16 protein-coding genes are annotated in these 16,177 nt (G+C 69.1%); 6 read left to right on the top strand and 10 right to left on the bottom strand.

Going from position 1 to position 16,177, the window contains the following annotated elements; translation table 11 throughout:
- Nucleotides 1-439 precede the first annotated feature (439 nt).
- The 8 genes from ruvC to AC1D2O_RS10735 are packed head-to-tail and all read right to left on the bottom strand — an operon-like array spanning nucleotide 440 to nucleotide 8,028.
- Nucleotides 440-988 (bottom strand): crossover junction endodeoxyribonuclease RuvC, encoded by a 549-nt coding sequence (ruvC, locus tag AC1D2O_RS10770; RefSeq protein WP_478156946.1) that lies wholly within the window; start codon nucleotides 986-988, stop codon nucleotides 440-442.
- A gap of 17 nt (nucleotides 989-1,005) precedes the next feature.
- Nucleotides 1,006-2,070 carry a phosphatidate cytidylyltransferase gene (locus tag AC1D2O_RS10765; protein ID WP_478091470.1) on the bottom strand — a complete coding sequence of 355 codons (1,065 nt, stop codon included), beginning with the start codon at nucleotides 2,068-2,070 and terminating at the stop codon, nucleotides 1,006-1,008.
- Nucleotides 2,071-2,856 (bottom strand): lysophospholipid acyltransferase family protein, encoded by a 786-nt coding sequence (locus AC1D2O_RS10760; RefSeq protein ID WP_478091469.1) that lies wholly within the window; start codon nucleotides 2,854-2,856, stop codon nucleotides 2,071-2,073. It abuts the gene before it with no gap.
- A gap of 31 nt (nucleotides 2,857-2,887) precedes the next feature.
- Nucleotides 2,888-3,637, bottom strand: a complete 750-nt coding sequence (locus AC1D2O_RS10755; RefSeq protein ID WP_478091467.1) for a transglycosylase domain-containing protein — start codon at nucleotides 3,635-3,637, stop codon at nucleotides 2,888-2,890.
- Nucleotides 3,634-4,479 carry a shikimate dehydrogenase gene (aroE, locus tag AC1D2O_RS10750; protein ID WP_478156944.1) on the bottom strand — a complete coding sequence of 282 codons (846 nt, stop codon included), beginning with the start codon at nucleotides 4,477-4,479 and terminating at the stop codon, nucleotides 3,634-3,636. The genes AC1D2O_RS10755 and aroE overlap by 4 nt, the downstream gene beginning before the upstream one ends.
- Before the next feature lie 13 nt (nucleotides 4,480-4,492).
- Nucleotides 4,493-5,347 carry an energy transducer TonB gene (locus AC1D2O_RS10745; protein ID WP_478091464.1) on the bottom strand — a complete coding sequence of 285 codons (855 nt, stop codon included), beginning with the start codon at nucleotides 5,345-5,347 and terminating at the stop codon, nucleotides 4,493-4,495.
- Nucleotides 5,344-7,401, bottom strand: coding sequence for a ribonuclease catalytic domain-containing protein (locus AC1D2O_RS10740; RefSeq protein ID WP_478156942.1), 2,058 nt, complete (start codon nucleotides 7,399-7,401; stop codon nucleotides 5,344-5,346). Before AC1D2O_RS10740 ends, AC1D2O_RS10745 begins: the two co-directional genes overlap by 4 nt.
- A gap of 36 nt (nucleotides 7,402-7,437) precedes the next feature.
- Complete coding sequence (locus tag AC1D2O_RS10735) at nucleotides 7,438-8,028, bottom strand: YqiA/YcfP family alpha/beta fold hydrolase (protein ID WP_478091461.1); 591 nt, start codon at nucleotides 8,026-8,028, stop codon at nucleotides 7,438-7,440.
- An 80-nt stretch (nucleotides 8,029-8,108) separates the two neighbouring features.
- Between AC1D2O_RS10735 and rodA the strand changes: the two genes are divergently transcribed.
- The 3 genes from rodA to AC1D2O_RS10720 all read left to right on the top strand — a co-directional run bounded on the left by rodA (nucleotide 8,109) and on the right by AC1D2O_RS10720 (nucleotide 12,323).
- A complete protein-coding gene (gene rodA / locus AC1D2O_RS10730) occupies nucleotides 8,109-9,263 on the top strand; it encodes a rod shape-determining protein RodA (RefSeq protein ID WP_478091460.1) in 1,155 nt (384 codons plus the stop codon).
- A gap of 276 nt (nucleotides 9,264-9,539) precedes the next feature.
- Complete coding sequence (gene tldD / locus AC1D2O_RS10725) at nucleotides 9,540-11,000, top strand: metalloprotease TldD (RefSeq protein WP_478091722.1); 1,461 nt, start codon at nucleotides 9,540-9,542, stop codon at nucleotides 10,998-11,000.
- A 204-nt stretch (nucleotides 11,001-11,204) separates the two neighbouring features.
- Nucleotides 11,205-12,323 (top strand): 3-deoxy-7-phosphoheptulonate synthase, encoded by a 1,119-nt coding sequence (locus AC1D2O_RS10720; protein ID WP_478091723.1) that lies wholly within the window; start codon nucleotides 11,205-11,207, stop codon nucleotides 12,321-12,323.
- A gap of 46 nt (nucleotides 12,324-12,369) precedes the next feature.
- Here the strand turns inward: AC1D2O_RS10720 and AC1D2O_RS10715 are convergent, their stop codons facing one another.
- On the bottom strand, nucleotides 12,370-12,870 hold the full coding sequence (locus tag AC1D2O_RS10715) for a cupin domain-containing protein (RefSeq protein WP_478091724.1): 501 nt from the start codon (nucleotides 12,868-12,870) through the stop codon (nucleotides 12,370-12,372).
- 4 nt (nucleotides 12,871-12,874) lie between these two features.
- The gene (mpl, locus tag AC1D2O_RS10710) at nucleotides 12,875-14,359 is read right to left on the bottom strand and encodes a UDP-N-acetylmuramate:L-alanyl-gamma-D-glutamyl-meso-diaminopimelate ligase (RefSeq protein WP_478156940.1); all 1,485 of its coding nucleotides are present in this window, start codon (nucleotides 14,357-14,359) and stop codon (nucleotides 12,875-12,877) included.
- A 67-nt stretch (nucleotides 14,360-14,426) separates the two neighbouring features.
- On the opposite strand from mpl, the gene AC1D2O_RS10705 reads away from it, so the two are divergent.
- From AC1D2O_RS10705 to accB, 3 genes are all read left to right on the top strand, one after another.
- Complete coding sequence (locus AC1D2O_RS10705; RefSeq protein ID WP_478091727.1) at nucleotides 14,427-15,026, top strand: hypothetical protein; 600 nt, start codon at nucleotides 14,427-14,429, stop codon at nucleotides 15,024-15,026.
- The gene (locus tag AC1D2O_RS10700) at nucleotides 15,023-15,559 is read left to right on the top strand and encodes a TlpA family protein disulfide reductase (protein ID WP_478156939.1); all 537 of its coding nucleotides are present in this window, start codon (nucleotides 15,023-15,025) and stop codon (nucleotides 15,557-15,559) included. The genes AC1D2O_RS10705 and AC1D2O_RS10700 overlap by 4 nt, the downstream gene beginning before the upstream one ends.
- Before the next feature lie 115 nt (nucleotides 15,560-15,674).
- Nucleotides 15,675-16,136: an acetyl-CoA carboxylase biotin carboxyl carrier protein gene (gene accB / locus AC1D2O_RS10695; RefSeq protein WP_478091730.1), complete on the top strand. Its 462-nt coding sequence runs from the start codon at nucleotides 15,675-15,677 to the stop codon at nucleotides 16,134-16,136.
- Nucleotides 16,137-16,177 lie beyond the last annotated feature (41 nt).

Here is a 16,177-nt window from a genome sequence, read left to right as displayed (position 1 = left end):
GCCCTGCGCTGCTCACGGTACGCGGGGTCTCGCTCAAACTCGCTCCGCTGCGCTCCACTCAAACAGTCGCGAGCCCTGATCCGCGCACCGCTGCGCTGCTCGGCGGTGCCTCAACGGCCGGCCCGGGGCATACCGCCCACCGCCGTGGACACGTTGGGGTTGCATTGGCGTTGGAGACGCCGCCGTCGATCGAACACCCCCGAGCCCGGCATGCGGTGCGGGACGGGCGATCCCCTCTGCGCCGCTGAGGAGCGCAGCTTCAGGCGGAAAAAGGGCCGCGCGTGTTTGAGCGAAGCGAGTTTGCGCGGACCCCGCCTGGAGCGAGCACCGCAAGGCAGCCCGAAGGGCCGGCGCAGTGGGGTCGTCTGGCCCGCACCGCGTGCCGGGCGGGCATACAAGCGTGCACGTTCTCTTTCGAATACGCCCGTTGCCGTTACCGCTACCGCGTCCGCCCATCCCGATACCGCCCGCTGGTACTGCGCCCGAGCACGGTCGCCTGTCCCAGCCGCGCCAGCGAAGCGCCCACGTGCGCGTGCGTGATCGCGATCCCCAGCGCGTCCGCAGCGTCGCTCCCGGGCAACCCGGGCAGGTGCAGCAGCCGCTTCACCATCTCTTGCACCTGCGCCTTGGCGGCCCTGCCATGCCCCGCCACCGCCTGCTTCATCTGCAGCGCCGTGTATTCCGAGACCGCGAGGTTGCGGGTCACCAGCGCCGTCAGGCAGGCGCCGCGGGCCTGCCCCAGCAGCAGCGTGGATTGCGGATTGACGTTGACGAAAATGATCTCCACCGCGGCCGCGTCGGGCTGGTAGCGGGCCGTGATCTCGCCGATGCCGTCGAACAGCACCTTGAGCCGCGCCGGCAGCTCGCCGGTGCCCAGGTGCCGCGTGCTGATGGTGCCGCTGGCGACATAGCGCAGCGCGTGGCCGTCCACGTCGACCACGCCGAAGCCGGTGGTCTGCAGTCCGGGGTCGATGCCGAGGATGCGCATGCGTCAGATCCGGGCGTTCAGGCGTCGAAGTACCAGCGCACCGCGTGGAAGAACACGGGCGCCGCGAAGCAGAGGGCATCGACCCGGTCGAGCAGGCCGTTGGCGCCGGTCACGCCGACGCCGCGCCGGCCCCAGTTGGGAATGCCGCGGTCGCGCTTGAGCGCCTTCATCACGAGATGCCCCATCGAGCCGGCCACGCAGGCGATCAGCGACACCGCGAGCGCCTGGCCGAACTTGAAAGGCGTGATGAAGGAGAACAGTGCGCCGACCACGCTCGCGATCGCCATGCCGAGCGCCCAGCTGGTCCAGTTGAAGCTGCGGCTCACGTGCGGCGCGAAGGGCTCCTGCATGAAGAGGCGGTGCCGGATCGCGCCCAGCCAGCCCGGGGGCTGGGGCGGTGGCGGCGCGCCTTCCGGCGGCATCGCCTTGCGCCGCGAGACCAGGTGCTGCACCAGCATGCAGGTCTGGACCACGAACACCAGGAAGAACACCAGGAAGGCGCTCTTGCCCTCGTAGCCCGGGAACGACAGCAGCAGCAGCGCCGGCACGTGGCTCATGCCGTAGACGCAGACCATGATGCCCCACTGCAGCTTGGCGTTGCGCTCGAGGAAGTGGCTCGGGTCGTCGGCCAGCGCGCTCACCACCGGGATCGCGAGGAAGACGTAGACCGGGATGAACACCGTGAAGAGGTTGAAGTGTGCGGTCGCGACGAGCCAGAACTGGATCGGCAGCACCACGAAGAAGGCCAGGATCAGGCTTCGGTGGTCGCCGCGCCGGGTCGGCGACAGGGTGATGAACTCGCGCAGCGCCAGGAAGGCGATCAGCGCGAACAGCAGCGTCGCCACGGTCTCGCCCAGGGCCCAGCCGATCCAGAACACCACCGCCATGAACCAGGTGGTGCGCAGCAGCGTGCGGAAATGGTGCAGCTCGCGCTGCCAGATCTCGTCGTGGACCGGATTGCGGCGCTCCCTGAAGCTCAGCATGAAGGCCACCGTGCTGACGATGACGAGCAGACCGAAGACGATCAAGAACAGCGCCGCGACCTGGTGGGTCGCAGAGAGGTTGCGCAGGTACTGGTTCATCTAGACATCCCGCAGCGCGACCACCGCTGCGCGCGCCCGGTCGAGGAAGGGGCGGCGCTCCTCGCCGTCTTCGAGGCGGATCGGCGCGCCGAAGGTGACCGAGCACAGGATCGGCACCGGCACCACCTCGCCCTTGGGCATCACGCGCTGCACGTTGTCGATCCAGGCCGGCACCAGCACCGCCTCCGGGAACAGCTGGGCCAGCGTGAAGAGGCCCGACTTGAACTTCTGCGGCTCGCCCGTGTGGCCGCGCGTGCCCTCGGGAAAGATGATGATCGAGTCGCCGCTTTGCAGCGCCTCGATCAGCGGCTGCAGCGGGGCGAGCGCCTCCGCGCTGCCCGGAGGGGCCGGAGGCGGCTCGGGTTCGGGCGTTGGCCCGGGTTCGGGCAGCGGCTGCGACAGCGGCATCTCGAACTGCGCGGCATGCCCCGGCGCATCGTCGAACGATGGCTCGATCCGCTCGGCGGGCGGTGCCATGGGCGGCGTCGGCGGCACCGTTGCCGCGCCACCGCCGCGCTCCACATAGATCGCGTTGAACACCTCGGTCGTGATCCAGCGCTTGAACGGCGTGTTGGCCCAGTAGTCGCGCGCCGCGATCGGCCGCGTGATGCTGCGCAGCTCCTCGGGCAGGGCGGCCCAGATCATGACCAGGTCGAGATGGCTCTGGTGATTGGCGAAGTAGATGCGCTGCTCGGCCTTGGGGGGACAGCCCCACCAGCGCGCCTGGGCGCCGGTGAGCAGCCGGATCAAGGCCAGCAATCCCCACCCCGTGAACTTTGCAAGCATGTTGCCGATGATACGGGCCGGGTGCCGCGGCTCAGGGCAGTTCTGCGGACGGCATGCGCGCGGCGATCGTGCCCGATCGGTTCGCGAGATAGGCCGAGCCTTGCCGGCGCTCGAAGAATTTCGGGCTTGGGAGCATCACCGCGAGACGCGCCGCCTCTTGCGTGCCGAGCCGCGAAGCAGGCTTCCTGAAGTAGTGCTGAGCGGCGGCCTCGGCACCGAAGATGCCTTCGCCCCATTCGACGTTGTTGAGGTAGATCTCGAGGATCCGCTCCTTCGACAGCAGCACCTCGAGCGCGGTGGCCAGCACCAGCTCCTGGCTCTTGCGCAGCATCGTGCGCTCGCCCGAGAGCAGCAGGTTCTTGGCCAGCTGCTGCGTGATGGTCGAGCCGCCGCGCAACTGGGCCGGGCGCGGCTCCTTGCCGCGCGCGCGCAGCTGCGCGGCGCGCCTTGCGGCGATCTCCTCGGCCTTGGCATTGCGTTGGCGGGCGCGCTCGATCGCCTCCCATTCCACGCCCTGGTGGTAGATGAACTCGCTGTCCTCGCTGGCGATCACGGCGCGCTTGAGCGCGTCCGAGATCTGGCTGTAGGGCACCCACTGCTGGCGCCATTCGCGTTCGCCGTTGCTGCGCCCCCGGGTCGCGAGCTGCCAGGCTTCGGAGCGCTGGAACGCCGTCGACTGCGGGTCGATCACCGCCATCGCGGCAATCCGCAGGATGAAGAAGAGCTGCAGCGCGAAGGCCGCGATCAGCACGCAGCCGAACCAGCGCAGAACGGCCCTCACCGGGCCTCGACGAGAGCGCGCAGTTCGGCCAGCACCGGTGCGGTCGGCGGCCGCACGCCGCGCCAGATCTCGAAGGCCTCGGCCGCCTGCTCGACCAGCATCCCGAGTCCGTCGCGCGGCACGGCACCGTGGGCGCGCGCCCAGTCCATGAAGCCCGCCGCGGCCGGCCCGTACATCATGTCGACCGCCAGCGCGCCCGGCTTCAGCACGCTGGCCGCCACCGGGACCTCGCCGCCGGCCAGGCTCGAGGCCGTGGCATTCACCAGCACGTCGAAGCGGCCCGGCACGCCGTCGAGCGCCTGTGCCTCGAGCGTGACGTGGTGCTGCAGCGCCAGCGCCGCGTGGCGCTGCACCAGCGCGATCGCCTTGGCCAGCGTGCGATTGGCCACCACGACCCGGCGCGGGCCGGCTTCCAGCAGCGGCCCGAGCACGCCGGCCGCGCCGCCGCCCGCGCCCAGCAGCAGAAGTTCGCTGCCTGCGAGCGCAACGCCCGCGTGGATCCGGACGTCGTTGACCAGGCCGATGCCGTCGCTGTTGTCGCCGTGCACGCCGTCGTCGCGAAAGCTCAGCACGTTGACCGCCTTCGCCAGCGCGGCGCGCGGCGTCAGGTGCTGACACAGCGCGGCGGCCTCGAACTTGAACGGCACCGTGACGTTGCAGCCGCGCGCCGTGCCTGCGGCATCGGCGCGGAAGGCCGCCACCGCGCCGGCGAAATCGTCGAGTGGCGCCAGCCGGCGGCCGTAGTCCAGGGTCTGGCCGGTCAGTTCGGCGAAGCGCGCATGAATCCAGGGCGAGCGGCTGTGCTCGACCGGATGCCCCATCACGCAGTACAGGTCGGTCATGTCGGGTGGCTTGTTATCTGGACGAGAGCTGGGTCTCCAGCGTCTCGTCGCGGGTGAACTTGAAGCGCGAGGGCAGCACGATCTGGTCGGTCTGCCGGCGCATCGCGTCGGTGAACTTGCCGAAGCCGCCGATGCTGCGCACGATCGCCTGCGCGCGCCGGTCCAGCGTCCGGTCGCCCGAGCTCTCGACGATGTCGGTCGAGAGGATCTTGCCGTCGTGGTTGACGGTCACCATCATGGTCAGTTCGCCGTACAGCTTCTTGCCGGCGGCCTCGGGGAAGTTCTCGGTGCCGCGCACCTCGATCTTGCGGCGCAGCGCGTCCACGTAGGCCGCATAGGCCGCCTCGCGGGTGGCCGGGCTGATGTAGCGCTTCTTGGGCCGGGCGTTCTCCTCGTTCACGCGGCGTTCGATCTCGGCCAGCAGCTCGACCAGCTGGCGCCGCTTTTCCTCGCGTGCCGCGGCTTCGCTCGGGTTGCCCTGGGCGCGCGGATCGGGCACCGGCATGCTGGCCAGCTGCTGCTTGATCTGGGCCAGCAGCATCTGCTGCTGCTGCTGCATCGCTTCGACCTGGCGCTGGGCGTCCTCCGTCGCGTCGCCGATCGCGGTGAAGGTGGACGGCGGCAGCGGGCTGGTGGCGCGCCCGCGGTCGAGGTCGCCGCCGCCGGCCAGCGAGGCCTGGGCGATGGCCTTGGCCTTGTCCGGGCGCTCGTTGCTCCTGGCGTTGACCAGGATCACCTCGAGCGGCGTCTCCTTGAAGACGCGGTTGAAGGACTCCGGGTCGACGAAGCGGACCGCCAGCAGGACCGCGTGCGCGACGATCGACACGCCGAGCGCGATCTGCAGCGTGCTGAGGTCGCGCAGGTTCATGCGGGCGCGTTCTCCGGTGCGGCCTCGGTGTCGGCCAGGTCGACAGCGATGGCGATCGGGCCGGCGACTTCCTCGTCCTCGCCGCTCTCGTCCTCGGCCTGCGCATCGGCGGGCGCGGCATCGAGGCGCTCGATGACCGTGCCGTGGACGTCGAGCGCGATCTCGTCGACCTCGCCGAGCCGCACGCGCACCCGCGCGCCGCGCTGCAGCCCCTGCGTGCCGGTCACCATGAGCACCAGCGGCAGCGTGTCGGCCCGCGCCAGCGCGCCGTTGGGCACGTCCTTGATCAGCGTGGCCTCGAGTTCGGTGATGCCCTGCTGCTGCAGGTACTTGAGCGTCCAGAAGCGCTCCATGCCGCCCTGGTGCGCGTTGTAGGTGCTGTAGGCGGCGTCGAAGCCCGACAGGATCGAGAACAGGTCGGCGTCCTTGGGCTTGAACGGCGCCGCCAGCGCGGCGGTCTTGCCGTGGCGCGCGGCCGCGATGATCTGCCACTGGTTCACGAGGTCGGTGTAGCGGCGCAGCGGCGAGGTGCTCCAGGCGTAGCTCTTCACGCCGAGGCCGGCGTGCGGCAGCGCCCGCGTGCCCATGCGCACCTTGATGCCGGGCGCCAGGCTGGCCTGGCTGCGGTAGAGGCCGGGTACGCCGAGCTCGCCGAGCCAGCCGCCCCAGCTGCTGTTGGCCAGGATCATGGCCTCGGAGACGATCAGGTCCAGCGGCGCGCCGCGCTGGCGGGTGCCGATCTGCACCGGTTCGTTGCCGGTCGGTTCGCCGTCGTTGCCGACCAGGCGGAAGGTGTAGTCGGGCCGGCTGAAGTTCTCGGGCTTGCCGCGCACCACCTCGCGCTGGGCCTTCAGCTGTTTCGCCAGCCGGAACAGGAAGGACAGCGGCGCGCGCAGCGGGGCCAGCATCGCGGGCGTTTCCGCGGCGCCGGCCGAAGCGTCTTCCAGCCAGGGCTGGGTGATCACCGTGTCGAGCTGGTCATGGCGCAGGTTGGCGACGATCGGCACCCGTTCGAGCCGGGTTTCGGTGCCCTTGAGCGCCAGCGTCTGCTCGTCGAAGGTCGCGTAGAGCGAGACCGCCGGGCAGTCGCGCCCTTCCTGCAGCGTGTAGGCCTCGACCACGTGGTCGGGCAGCATCGTGATCTTGTGGCCCGGCATGTAGACGGTCGACATGCGCGCGCGCGCCACCTGGTCGATCGCGCCGCCGGGCACCAGGGCCAGCCCCGGCGCCGCGATGTGGATGCCGACCACCACCGTGCCGCTGCCAAGCCCCTGCACCGAGAGTGCATCGTCGATCTCGGTGGTGTGCGAGTCGTCGATCGAGAAGGCCTGCACGTCGGCCAGCGGCAGTTCGTCGGCGATGACCGGCGGCTGCAGCGACGGGAAGCCGGTGCCCTTGGGGAAGTTCTCGAACAGGAAGCGGCGCCAGTGGAACTGGTAGGCCGAGTCGATGGCGCCGGCCCGCTTCAGCAGCTCGAGCGGCGGGCGCTGGGTGGCGCGGGCGGCATCGACGACGGCCTTGTATTCGGGCGCGTTCTTGTCGGGGCGGAACAGGATCTTGAACAGCTGCTCGCGCACCGGGGCCGGGCAAACGCCGGCGGCCAGCTGGCCGGCCCACTCGGTGATCTGGGCCTGCACGAGCTTTTTCTTCTCGATCGCGGCCAGCGCCTGCTGGATGATCTCGGCCGGCGCCTTCTTGAAGCGGCCCTTGCCGGCGCGGCGGAAGTAGTGCGGCGCCTCGAACAGGGCCAGCAGCGCCGCCGCCTGCTGCACCAGCGTCGGACGGGCCTGGAAGTACTCGGTGGCCAGCTCGTCGAAGCCGAATTCGCCCTCGGGCGCGAATTCCCAGGCCAGGTCGAGATCGACCGTGGCCGCGAGCGCGCGGCCCTCGGCGATCAGCTCGGCCGGCGAGGGTTTCTCGAAGCGCAGCACGATGTTGGCGCCCTTGACCTTGACCCGCTTGCCGGTCTCGAGCTCCACCTGTGCCGAGGCTTCGGCCTCCGACAGGACGCGGCCGCCCAGGTATTTGCCGGCTTCTTCGAACAATACAAACATGGGGCGGATTCTCCCATGCGCGGCTGCGGCGGAGCGTCAGGCCGGATCGATGAAGGCAAGGACCTCGTCCAGGTGCTGCGTCTCGAAATCCGACAGGGCATGGTCGCCGCCCTCCAGGATCTTCAGCCGGCTGCCCGGATAGCGGTCCGACATGTCGCGCCAGTCGAGCACCTCGTCGCCCTTGGCGATGATCGCGAACACCTGCTCGGGCCGGTCCAGCGGCCCGACCTCGAGCGCGCGCAGCTCGGCGATGTATTCGGGCCGGAAATGGAAGTGCTCCGCCGGATCGTGCCAGAGGGTCTGATCGCCGATGTGGCGCACCAGGTCGCGCGCCGGGTCCACCGCCGGGTTGAGCAGCACCGCCCGGCAATAGGTGGTGGCTGTCACATAGGTGGCATAGAAGCCGCCGAGCGAGGAGCCGACGACCGCCATCGAGCTGCGCGGCCAGCCGGCGATGCCCCCCATCACGAGCGCGATCGCCTCGCGCGGCGAAGGCGGCAGCTGCGGGCACCACCAGTGCAGGTTCGGGTGCTGGCGGGCCACGCGCCGGGCCATCTGGCTGGCCTTGGTGGACCGGGGCGACGAGCGAAAGCCGTGCAGATAGAGCAGGTGGGTGGTGGGCGGCATGCCGCGATTATCCGGAACTGCGGCCGAAAATGGCCCCTGGAGCCCGTCGGCGAAGCTCCGGGCGTCGATAATCGCGGCCCATGTCGGCCGTCTTCCATCAACCTTCGCTCGCGCGGCGCCTGTTGCCCGTGTTCCAGGGCTTCGACGGTTTTCTCGCCTTTGCCGTGCTGCTGCTGGCCTGCGCCGGCATGCTGACCATGTATTCGTCCGGCTACGACCATGGCTCCCGCTTCGTCGACCACGGCCGCAACATGCTGCTGGCCGGCTTCATCATGTTCGTGGTGGCGCAGGTGCCGCCGCAGCGCCTGATGACGCTGGCGGTGCCGATCTACACCCTCGGCGTGGCGCTGCTGGTGGCGGTGGCGCTGTTCGGCATCACCAAGAAGGGCGCCCAGCGCTGGATCAACGTCGGTGTCGTGATCCAGCCCAGCGAGATCCTCAAGATCGCGATGCCGCTGATGCTGTCCTGGTGGTTCCAGCGTCGGGAGGGGCAACTGCGGCCGCTCGACTTCGTCGTCGCGACGGTGCTGCTGGCGGTGCCGGTCGGCCTGATCATGAAGCAGCCCGACCTCGGCACCGCGCTGCTGGTGCTGGCCACCGGCCTGTCGGTGATCTTCTTCGCCGGCCTGTCGTGGAAGCTGATCGTGCCGCCGGTCCTGATCGGCATCGTCGCGGTGGCGCTGATCGTCGGCTTCGAGTCGACGCTGTGCGCCAACGGTTTCGACTGGAAGATCCTGCACGAATACCAGAAGCAGCGCGTCTGCACGCTGCTGGACCCGACCAAGGACCCGCTCGGCAAGGGCTTCCACATCATCCAGGGCATGATCGCGATCGGCTCGGGCGGCCTCGGCGGCAAGGGCTTCATGCAGGGCACGCAGACGCACCTGGAATTCATTCCCGAGCGCACCACCGACTTCATCTTCGCGGCCTATTCCGAGGAGTTCGGGCTGGCCGGCAATCTGGCGCTGATCGCGGCCTTCATCTTCCTGATCTTCCGCGGACTGGCGATCGCGCTCGATGCGCCGACGCTGTTCTCCCGGCTGCTGGCCGGCGCGGTCACGATGATCTTCTTCACCTATGCCTTCGTGAACATGGGCATGGTGAGCGGCATCCTGCCGGTGGTGGGGGTGCCGCTGCCTTTCATCAGCTATGGCGGCACGGCCATGGTCACGCTGGGGTTGGGGCTGGGCATCCTGATGTCCATCTCCCGCGCCAAGCGAATGATCCAGAGCTGACCCCCAGGTTGGCTCACTGCGTGTAGCCGCCCACCCCCTTTCAGGGGGCGCTGCCGGCGGCCCGGCGAAGCCGGTTCCGCGGCAGCCCCCGAACAGACGCGCCGCGCGCAGCCGTCGAACGAACACAGCGCCAGTATCCACCGGCCGGCGCAGCCAGGCCCGTTGGTGAAACACCGCGGAACCGGCTTTGCCGGGCCGCTGGTGTTGCCCCCGGTAGGGGGTGGGCGCCCGGACACGAAGTGCCGGGCAACCTGGGGGGGAGCCTAGAATGTTTCGATGATCTCCCGCGAACCCACCATCGAGCGCCTCGCCACGGCGCAACAGCTCCTGCTCACGCCCTTCGGCCTCGACGAATCGCACCTCTCGCGTGCGCTCGCGGAGATCAAGGCGCACCAGGTGGACGACGCCGACCTCTACTTCCAGTACACCCGCAGCGAGGGCTGGAGCCTCGAGGAGGGCATCGTCAAGACCGGCAGCTTCAGCATCGACCAGGGCGTCGGCGTGCGCGCGGTCAGCGGCGAGAAAACCGCCTTCGCCTATTCGGACGACATTTCGGAAGCCTCGCTGCTCGATGCCGCGCGCACGGTGCGCAGCATCTCGGCCGCCGGCAAGACCGCGCGCGTCAAGGCGCCGACGCGCAAGATCGCGGCCAGCCGCTCGCTCTACAACGGCGTCGACCCGATCTCGACACTCGACAGCACCGCCAAGGTCAAGCTGCTCGAGAAGGTCGAGCAGCTCGCGCGCTCGCGCGACCCGCGCGTGGCCCAGGTCATGGCCGGCCTGGCGAGCGAATACGACGTGGTGCTGGTGGCGCGTGCCGACGGCACCCTGGCCGCCGACGTGCGGCCGCTGGTGCGGCTGTCGGTGACGGTGATCGCCGAGCAGAACGGTCGCCGCGAAGTCGGTTCCGGCGGCGGCGGCGGCCGTTTCGGCCTGGCGTACTTCGATGACGAGCACATCGCGGAATATGTGGACCAGGCCGTCAAGTCGGCGCTGACCAACCTCGATTCCCGGCCCGCGCCGGCGGGCGAGATGACGGTGGTGCTCGGCCCGGGCTGGCCGGGCATCTTGCTGCACGAAGCCATCGGCCACGGGCTCGAAGGCGATTTCAACCGCAAGGGGTCGAGCGCCTTCTCGGGGCGCATCGGCCAGCGCGTCGCGGCCAAGGGCGTCACCGTGCTCGACGACGGCACCATCGCCGACCGCCGCGGTTCGCTCAATGTCGACGACGAGGGCAACGCGACCCAGCGCAACGTGCTGATCGAGGACGGCATCCTCAAGGGCTACATCCAGGATTCGCTCAACGCCCGGCTGATGAAGGCCAAGCCCACCGGCAACGGCCGCCGCGAGAGCTACGCCCATGCGCCGATGCCGCGCATGACCAACACGTACATGCTGGGCGGCGACCGGGTCCCCGCGGAAATCGTCGCCAGCATCAAGAAGGGCCTCTACGCCACCAACTTCGGCGGCGGCCAGGTCGACATCACGAGCGGCAAGTTCGTCTTTTCGGCCAGCGAGGCCTACTGGGTCGAGAACGGCAAGATCCAGTACCCGGTGAAGGGCGCGACGATCGTCGGCAACGGCCCCGACGCGCTCACGCGGGTCACGATGATCGGCAACGACATGGCGCTCGATTCAGGCGTCGGCACCTGCGGCAAGGAGGGCCAGAGCGTGCCGGTCGGCGTCGGCCAGCCCACGTTGCGCATCGACGGCCTGACCGTCGGCGGCACCGCCTGAGCGGCTTCTTTCTGTGCTACAGTCCCCTCCCATGTCCGCCGCCCGCGCTTATTACTTTGCCTTCTTTTGGTTCCCGGTTTCCGGCGGACGAGAGGCGCGCGCGTAAAGCAAGCAGACAGCAGAACCTCCCAGAACCGCCGGTGCCACAAGCCCGGCGGTTTTTTTATTGCCTCACGAAATCCAGACCTCTCCAAGGAAGCACAGATGAGCACGAAAGCCGCCCCGCCCAGCGACACCTGGTATGCGAACGTCGAAAAAACCAGCAGGACCGACGACGAACGCATCAAGGACATCACTGTGTTGCCTCCCCCCGAACATCTGATCCGCTTCTTCCCGATCGCCGGGACGCCGGTGGAATCGCTGATCACCGGCACCCGCCACGCGATCCACAACATCATGGCCGGCAAGGACGACCGTCTGCTGGTGATCATGGGCCCCTGCTCGATCCACGACCCGGCCGCTGCGCTCGACTACGCGCGCCGCCTGAAGGCCGAGCGCGAGAAGTACGCCGGCACGCTGGAGATCGTGATGCGGGTCTATTTCGAGAAGCCGCGGACCACGGTGGGCTGGAAGGGCCTGATCAACGATCCCTACCTCGACGAGAGCTTCCGCATCGACGAGGGCCTGCGCATCGCGCGCCAACTGCTGATCGACATCAACCGCATGGGCCTGCCGGCGGGCAGCGAGTTCCTCGACGTGATCTCGCCGCAGTACATCGGTGACCTGATCTCCTGGGGCGCCATCGGCGCCCGCACCACCGAGAGCCAGGTGCACCGCGAACTGGCCTCGGGCCTGTCGGCGCCGATCGGCTTCAAGAACGGCACCGACGGCAACATCCGCATCGCCACCGACGCCATCCAGGCGGCGGCGCGCGGCCACCATTTCCTCTCGGTGCACAAGAACGGCCAGGTGGCGATCGTGCAGACCAAGGGCAACAAGGATTGCCACGTGATCCTGCGCGGCGGCAAGGCGCCCAACTACGACGCGGCCAGCGTCGCGGCGGCCTGCAAGGACCTCGAGGCCGCCAAGCTGCCGCCCAAGCTGATGGTCGACTGCAGCCACGCCAACAGCAGCAAGCAGCACCAGAAGCAGATCGACGTCGCGCGGGACATCGCCGACCAGATCGCCGGCGGCAGCCACAGCGTGTTCGGCCTGATGGTCGAGAGCCACCTGAAGGCCGGGGCGCAGAAGTTCACGGCGGGCAAGGATGCGATTTCGGCGCTGGAATACGGCCAGAGCATCACCGACGCCTGCCTGGGCTGGGACGATTCGACCCAGGTGCTGGAGCTGCTGGCGCACGCGGTCAAGAAGCGCCGCCGCTGAATGTCGGCCGCCCGGTGGCGGCCCGGCGCCGGTCTGGATCAGCGGATCAGATCAGCGCCGCCAGATCGGGCCAGTGGTGGCGCAGCAGCGCCGCCTCGTCGCCATCGGGCCGCATGAAGGCGAAATCGTCGAAGTCGAAGCCCGGACCCACGGTGCAGCTCACCAGCGTGTAGTCGTCGCCCGCCGCTGCCACGATCGGCCGTGCCGCCTGCCACTGGCCGGCCGGCACGGTGTGCTGGGGCCGCGTGCCGTGGACGTCGACCGGTCCGAGCCGCAGATGAGCGGGCGCCGTACGCAGCGCCGCGTCGCTGGTCCACAACGCCAGGGGTGCGCCCTCGAGGTGGATCCAGACCTCGTCGGACTGCACCCGGTGCCAGCGCGAGTGCTGCTGTGCTTCGAGCAGGTAGTAGATGGTGGTGAGCGCATCGCGCGCCGCCCGTCCATCGGCCGGCAGTACCTGTGCGGCCGAGCGAAACATCTCGCGGAACCAGCCACCCTCGGGGTGGGGCTGCAGCTGGAGGGTCTCGATGAGCTGGCGGGCGCGCATGGCTTCATTCTCGCGCGTGGAGAGCGGAAATGAGCTTTTCGTGCACGCCGCCGAAGCTGCCGTTGCTCATGCAGACGATGTGATCGCCGGCGCGTGCCGCCGCCGCCGCCTGCGCGACCAGCGGATCGATGGCATCCGCCACCCGGGCCCGGTCGCCCATCGGCGCCAGCGCCGCCGCGGCGTCCCAGTCGAGACCGCCGCTGTGGCAGAACGACAGGTCGGCCGCCGCCAGGCTCCAGGGCAACTGGGCTGCCATGGTGCCGAGCTTCATGGTGTTGCTGCGCGGCTCGAAGACCGCAAGGATGCGATCCTGCTTCCGGCCGGCGGCATCGAGCTTCTGGCGCAAGCCGTCGAGCGTGGTGCGGATCGCGGTCGGGTGGTGCGCGAAATCATCGTAGACCGTGATCGTTCCGGGGGCGCGCTCCACGCTGCCGCGCAGTTCCATGCGCCGGCGCACGTTGCGAAAGCTCGCCAGTGCATCGGCAGCGGCCGCGGGCGCGACGCCCACGTGATCGGCAGCCGCGATCGCCGCCAGGCCGTTCATCTGGTTGTGCAGCCCCGACAGCGCCCATTCGACCCGGCCCACGCGCTCGCCCCGGCGCAGCACGTCGAAGGCATCGTGCGGGCCCGAAGCCTGCCATTCGCCGCCGGCGCCGAAGCGCGCGAGCTCGCTCCAGCAGCCCTGGGCCAGCACGCGCTGCAGGCTCTCCTCGGTGGCGTTGACGACCACCCGCCCGCTGCCCGGCACTGTGCGCACCAGGTGATGGAACTGTCTTTCGATGGCCGCCAGATCGTCGAAGATGTCGGCGTGATCGAACTCCAGGTTGTTCAGGATCGCGGTGCGCGGACGGTAGTGGACGAACTTGCTGCGCTTGTCGAAGAAGGCGGTGTCGTACTCGTCCGCCTCGATCACGAAGGGGGCCCCCACGCTCTCCACTGCTGGTTTGCTGCCCCCCGAGGGGGCCGCAGGCCGCCTTGGGAGTGGCCCGGCGCCGGCCTGGGGAGGTGTCGCTCCTCCGATCCGCGCCGAGACGCCGAAGTCCAGCGGCACGCCGCCGACCAAGAAACCGGGCGCCCGACCGGCGCGCTCGAGGATCCAGGCCAGCATCGAGGTGGTGGTGGTCTTGCCGTGGGTGCCGGCGACGGCCAGCACGTGCCGGCCCTGCAGCACGTGCTCGGCCAGCCATTGCGGCCCGCTGGTGTAGGCGGCGCCGGCGTCGAGGATGGCTTCCATGAGCGGGAACTTCGGCCCGCCGTCGGCGGTCCGGGCCCGGGAAACCACGTTGCCGACCACGAAGATGTCCGGCTTCAGGGCCAGCTGGTCGGCGCCGAAGCCCTCGATCAGGTCGATGCCGAGCGCCCGGAGCTGGTCGCTCATCGGCGGATAGACGCCGGCGTCGCAGCCGGTCACCCGGTGGCCGGCTTCGCGCGCAAGTGCCGCCACACCCCCCATGAAGGTGCCGCAGATGCCGAGAATGTGAATGTGCATCGGTCGATTCTAGGGATGCGCAGGGGCCATCCGTTTGCAAGCGGCGCAGAGCGGGCAAAATGGCCCGATGGACACGTCGAAGCAGGAAATCGCCGCCGTCGCGGCCCGCCTCGTGGTCGAGGAGGGGCTGGAATACGGGCCCGCCAAGCGCCGCGCGCTGCGCGACCTCGGGTTGCCCGTGCGCACCGCGCTGCCGAACAACGATGAGGTCGAGGCCGAGGTCCGCGACTACATCGAGCTCTTCTGCGCCGACACCCAGCCGCAGGAGCTCCACGCGCTGCGCCTGCTGGCGCTCGAATGGATGGAGCGCATGGCGCAGTTCCGGCCGCACGTGGGCGGCGCCGTCTGGCACGGCACGGCGACCCGGTTGTCCGACATCTACATCCAGCTGTTTTGCGACGACTCCAAATCGGCCGAGATCGCGCTGATCGATCACCACGTGGACTACGAGCCGCGCATGGTCACCGGCTTCCACGGCGAGCAGGTGGAGGCGCTCAGCGTACATGCGGCCAGTCGGGCGCTGGGCGAGGAGATCGGGGTCCACCTGCTGGTCTACGATCTGGACGACCTGCGCGGGGCGCTCAAGCCCGACACCCAGGGGCGTGTGCCGCGCGGCAACCTCGCGGCATTGCGGCGCCTGATGGAAAAAGAAAAGGATGGTGGATGAGTTCGAACCCTACACGCCGTGGCTGGCTCTACGGTGGAGTGGCTGCAGTTGCGGCCGCCGCCGGGATCGGCGGCGCCTGGTGGCGGCAGCATCGGGACGAAAAGGGCGACGGGAAGCGGCTCGACGAGGCCTTCTGGGCGCAGCGTTTCGAGCGGCCCGAGGGTGGGGAACTGCTGTTCGAAGGGCTTCGCGGCAAGCCCCTGGTCCTCAATTTCTGGGCCACCTGGTGTCCGCCGTGCGTCGAGGAAATGCCGGTGATCGACGCTTTCTTCCGCGAAATGCGCGGCAACGGCTGGCAAGTGGTGGGTTTGGCCATCGATCAGCCCAGCGCGGTGCGCAAATTCCTGCTCAAGACGCCGGTCAGCTATCCGATCGGGCTCGCGGGCCTGCAAGGCACGGAGTTGGTCAAGCAACTGGGCAACACTGCGGGGGGCCTGCCCTACACCCTGGTGGTGGATTCGGGCGGCGCGGTCGTCGCGCGTAAAATGGGCCAGCTCGACGCCGGCGACCTGCAGTCGTGGCGGCGGGCCTAGTTCGCGGCTAGAATCCAGCCCCTACAAATCCGGTAGTTGGCGTTGAAACGCCGAAATAACCGGATCTTCAGGCGAGTTAAATTCAAATGACCGGCAAAGCCGGCGCTGGAGTCCCATGGATCTACGCAAGCTCAAGACACTGATCGACCTGGTGTCCGAATCCAATATTTCCGAGCTGGAAATCACCGAAACCGAGGGCAAGGTCCGCATCGTCAAGGGCGGCATCGCGGCGCCGGTTCAGTATGTGCAGACGCTGGCAGCGCCTGCAGCGGGCCAGCCTGTCGCTGCGCCGGCCGCCGCTGCCGCCGCGCCCGCTGCCGCTCCGGTGGAAGCCGTGGTCACGGGCCATGCGATCAAGTCGCCCATGGTCGGCACCTTCTATCGCTCGTCCAGCCCCGGTGCCCCGGCCTTCGTCGAGATCGGCAGCCAGGTCAAGGAAGGCGACACCGTCTGCATCATCGAGGCGATGAAGATCCTGAACGAAATCGAGGCCGACAAGTCCGGCACCGTCACGCAGATCCTCGCTGAGAACGGCCAGGCGGTCGAATACGGCCAGCCCCTGTTCATCATCGAGTGACCATGTTCAAGAAGATACTGGTCCCGATCCGGGGTGGTCGC

It is taken from the genome of Variovorax sp. P1_G12, assembly GCF_056405555.1.
This window is presented reverse-complemented; position numbering and strand designations above follow the sequence as displayed.

Excerpts from the sequence above, each read along its gene's own strand:
- ruvC (WP_478156946.1), bottom strand. The coding sequence starts at position 988 with ATGCGCATCCTCGGCATCGACCCCGGACTGCAGACCACCGGCTTCGGC.
- AC1D2O_RS10765 (WP_478091470.1), bottom strand. The coding sequence starts at position 2,070 with ATGAACCAGTACCTGCGCAACCTCTCTGCGACCCACCAGGTCGCGGCG.
- AC1D2O_RS10760 (WP_478091469.1), bottom strand. The coding sequence starts at position 2,856 with ATGCTTGCAAAGTTCACGGGGTGGGGATTGCTGGCCTTGATCCGGCTG.
- aroE (WP_478156944.1), bottom strand. The coding sequence starts at position 4,479 with ATGACCGACCTGTACTGCGTGATGGGGCATCCGGTCGAGCACAGCCGC.
- AC1D2O_RS10745 (WP_478091464.1), bottom strand. The coding sequence starts at position 5,347 with ATGAACCTGCGCGACCTCAGCACGCTGCAGATCGCGCTCGGCGTGTCG.
- AC1D2O_RS10740 (WP_478156942.1), bottom strand. The coding sequence starts at position 7,401 with ATGTTTGTATTGTTCGAAGAAGCCGGCAAATACCTGGGCGGCCGCGTC.
- AC1D2O_RS10735 (WP_478091461.1), bottom strand. The coding sequence starts at position 8,028 with ATGCCGCCCACCACCCACCTGCTCTATCTGCACGGCTTTCGCTCGTCG.
- rodA (WP_478091460.1), top strand. The coding sequence starts at position 8,109 with ATGTCGGCCGTCTTCCATCAACCTTCGCTCGCGCGGCGCCTGTTGCCC.
- tldD (WP_478091722.1), top strand. The coding sequence starts at position 9,540 with ATGATCTCCCGCGAACCCACCATCGAGCGCCTCGCCACGGCGCAACAG.
- AC1D2O_RS10720 (WP_478091723.1), top strand. The coding sequence starts at position 11,205 with ATGAGCACGAAAGCCGCCCCGCCCAGCGACACCTGGTATGCGAACGTC.
- AC1D2O_RS10715 (WP_478091724.1), bottom strand. The coding sequence starts at position 12,870 with ATGCGCGCCCGCCAGCTCATCGAGACCCTCCAGCTGCAGCCCCACCCC.
- mpl (WP_478156940.1), bottom strand. The coding sequence starts at position 14,359 with ATGCACATTCACATTCTCGGCATCTGCGGCACCTTCATGGGGGGTGTG.
- AC1D2O_RS10705 (WP_478091727.1), top strand. The coding sequence starts at position 14,427 with ATGGACACGTCGAAGCAGGAAATCGCCGCCGTCGCGGCCCGCCTCGTG.
- AC1D2O_RS10700 (WP_478156939.1), top strand. The coding sequence starts at position 15,023 with ATGAGTTCGAACCCTACACGCCGTGGCTGGCTCTACGGTGGAGTGGCT.
- accB (WP_478091730.1), top strand. The coding sequence starts at position 15,675 with ATGGATCTACGCAAGCTCAAGACACTGATCGACCTGGTGTCCGAATCC.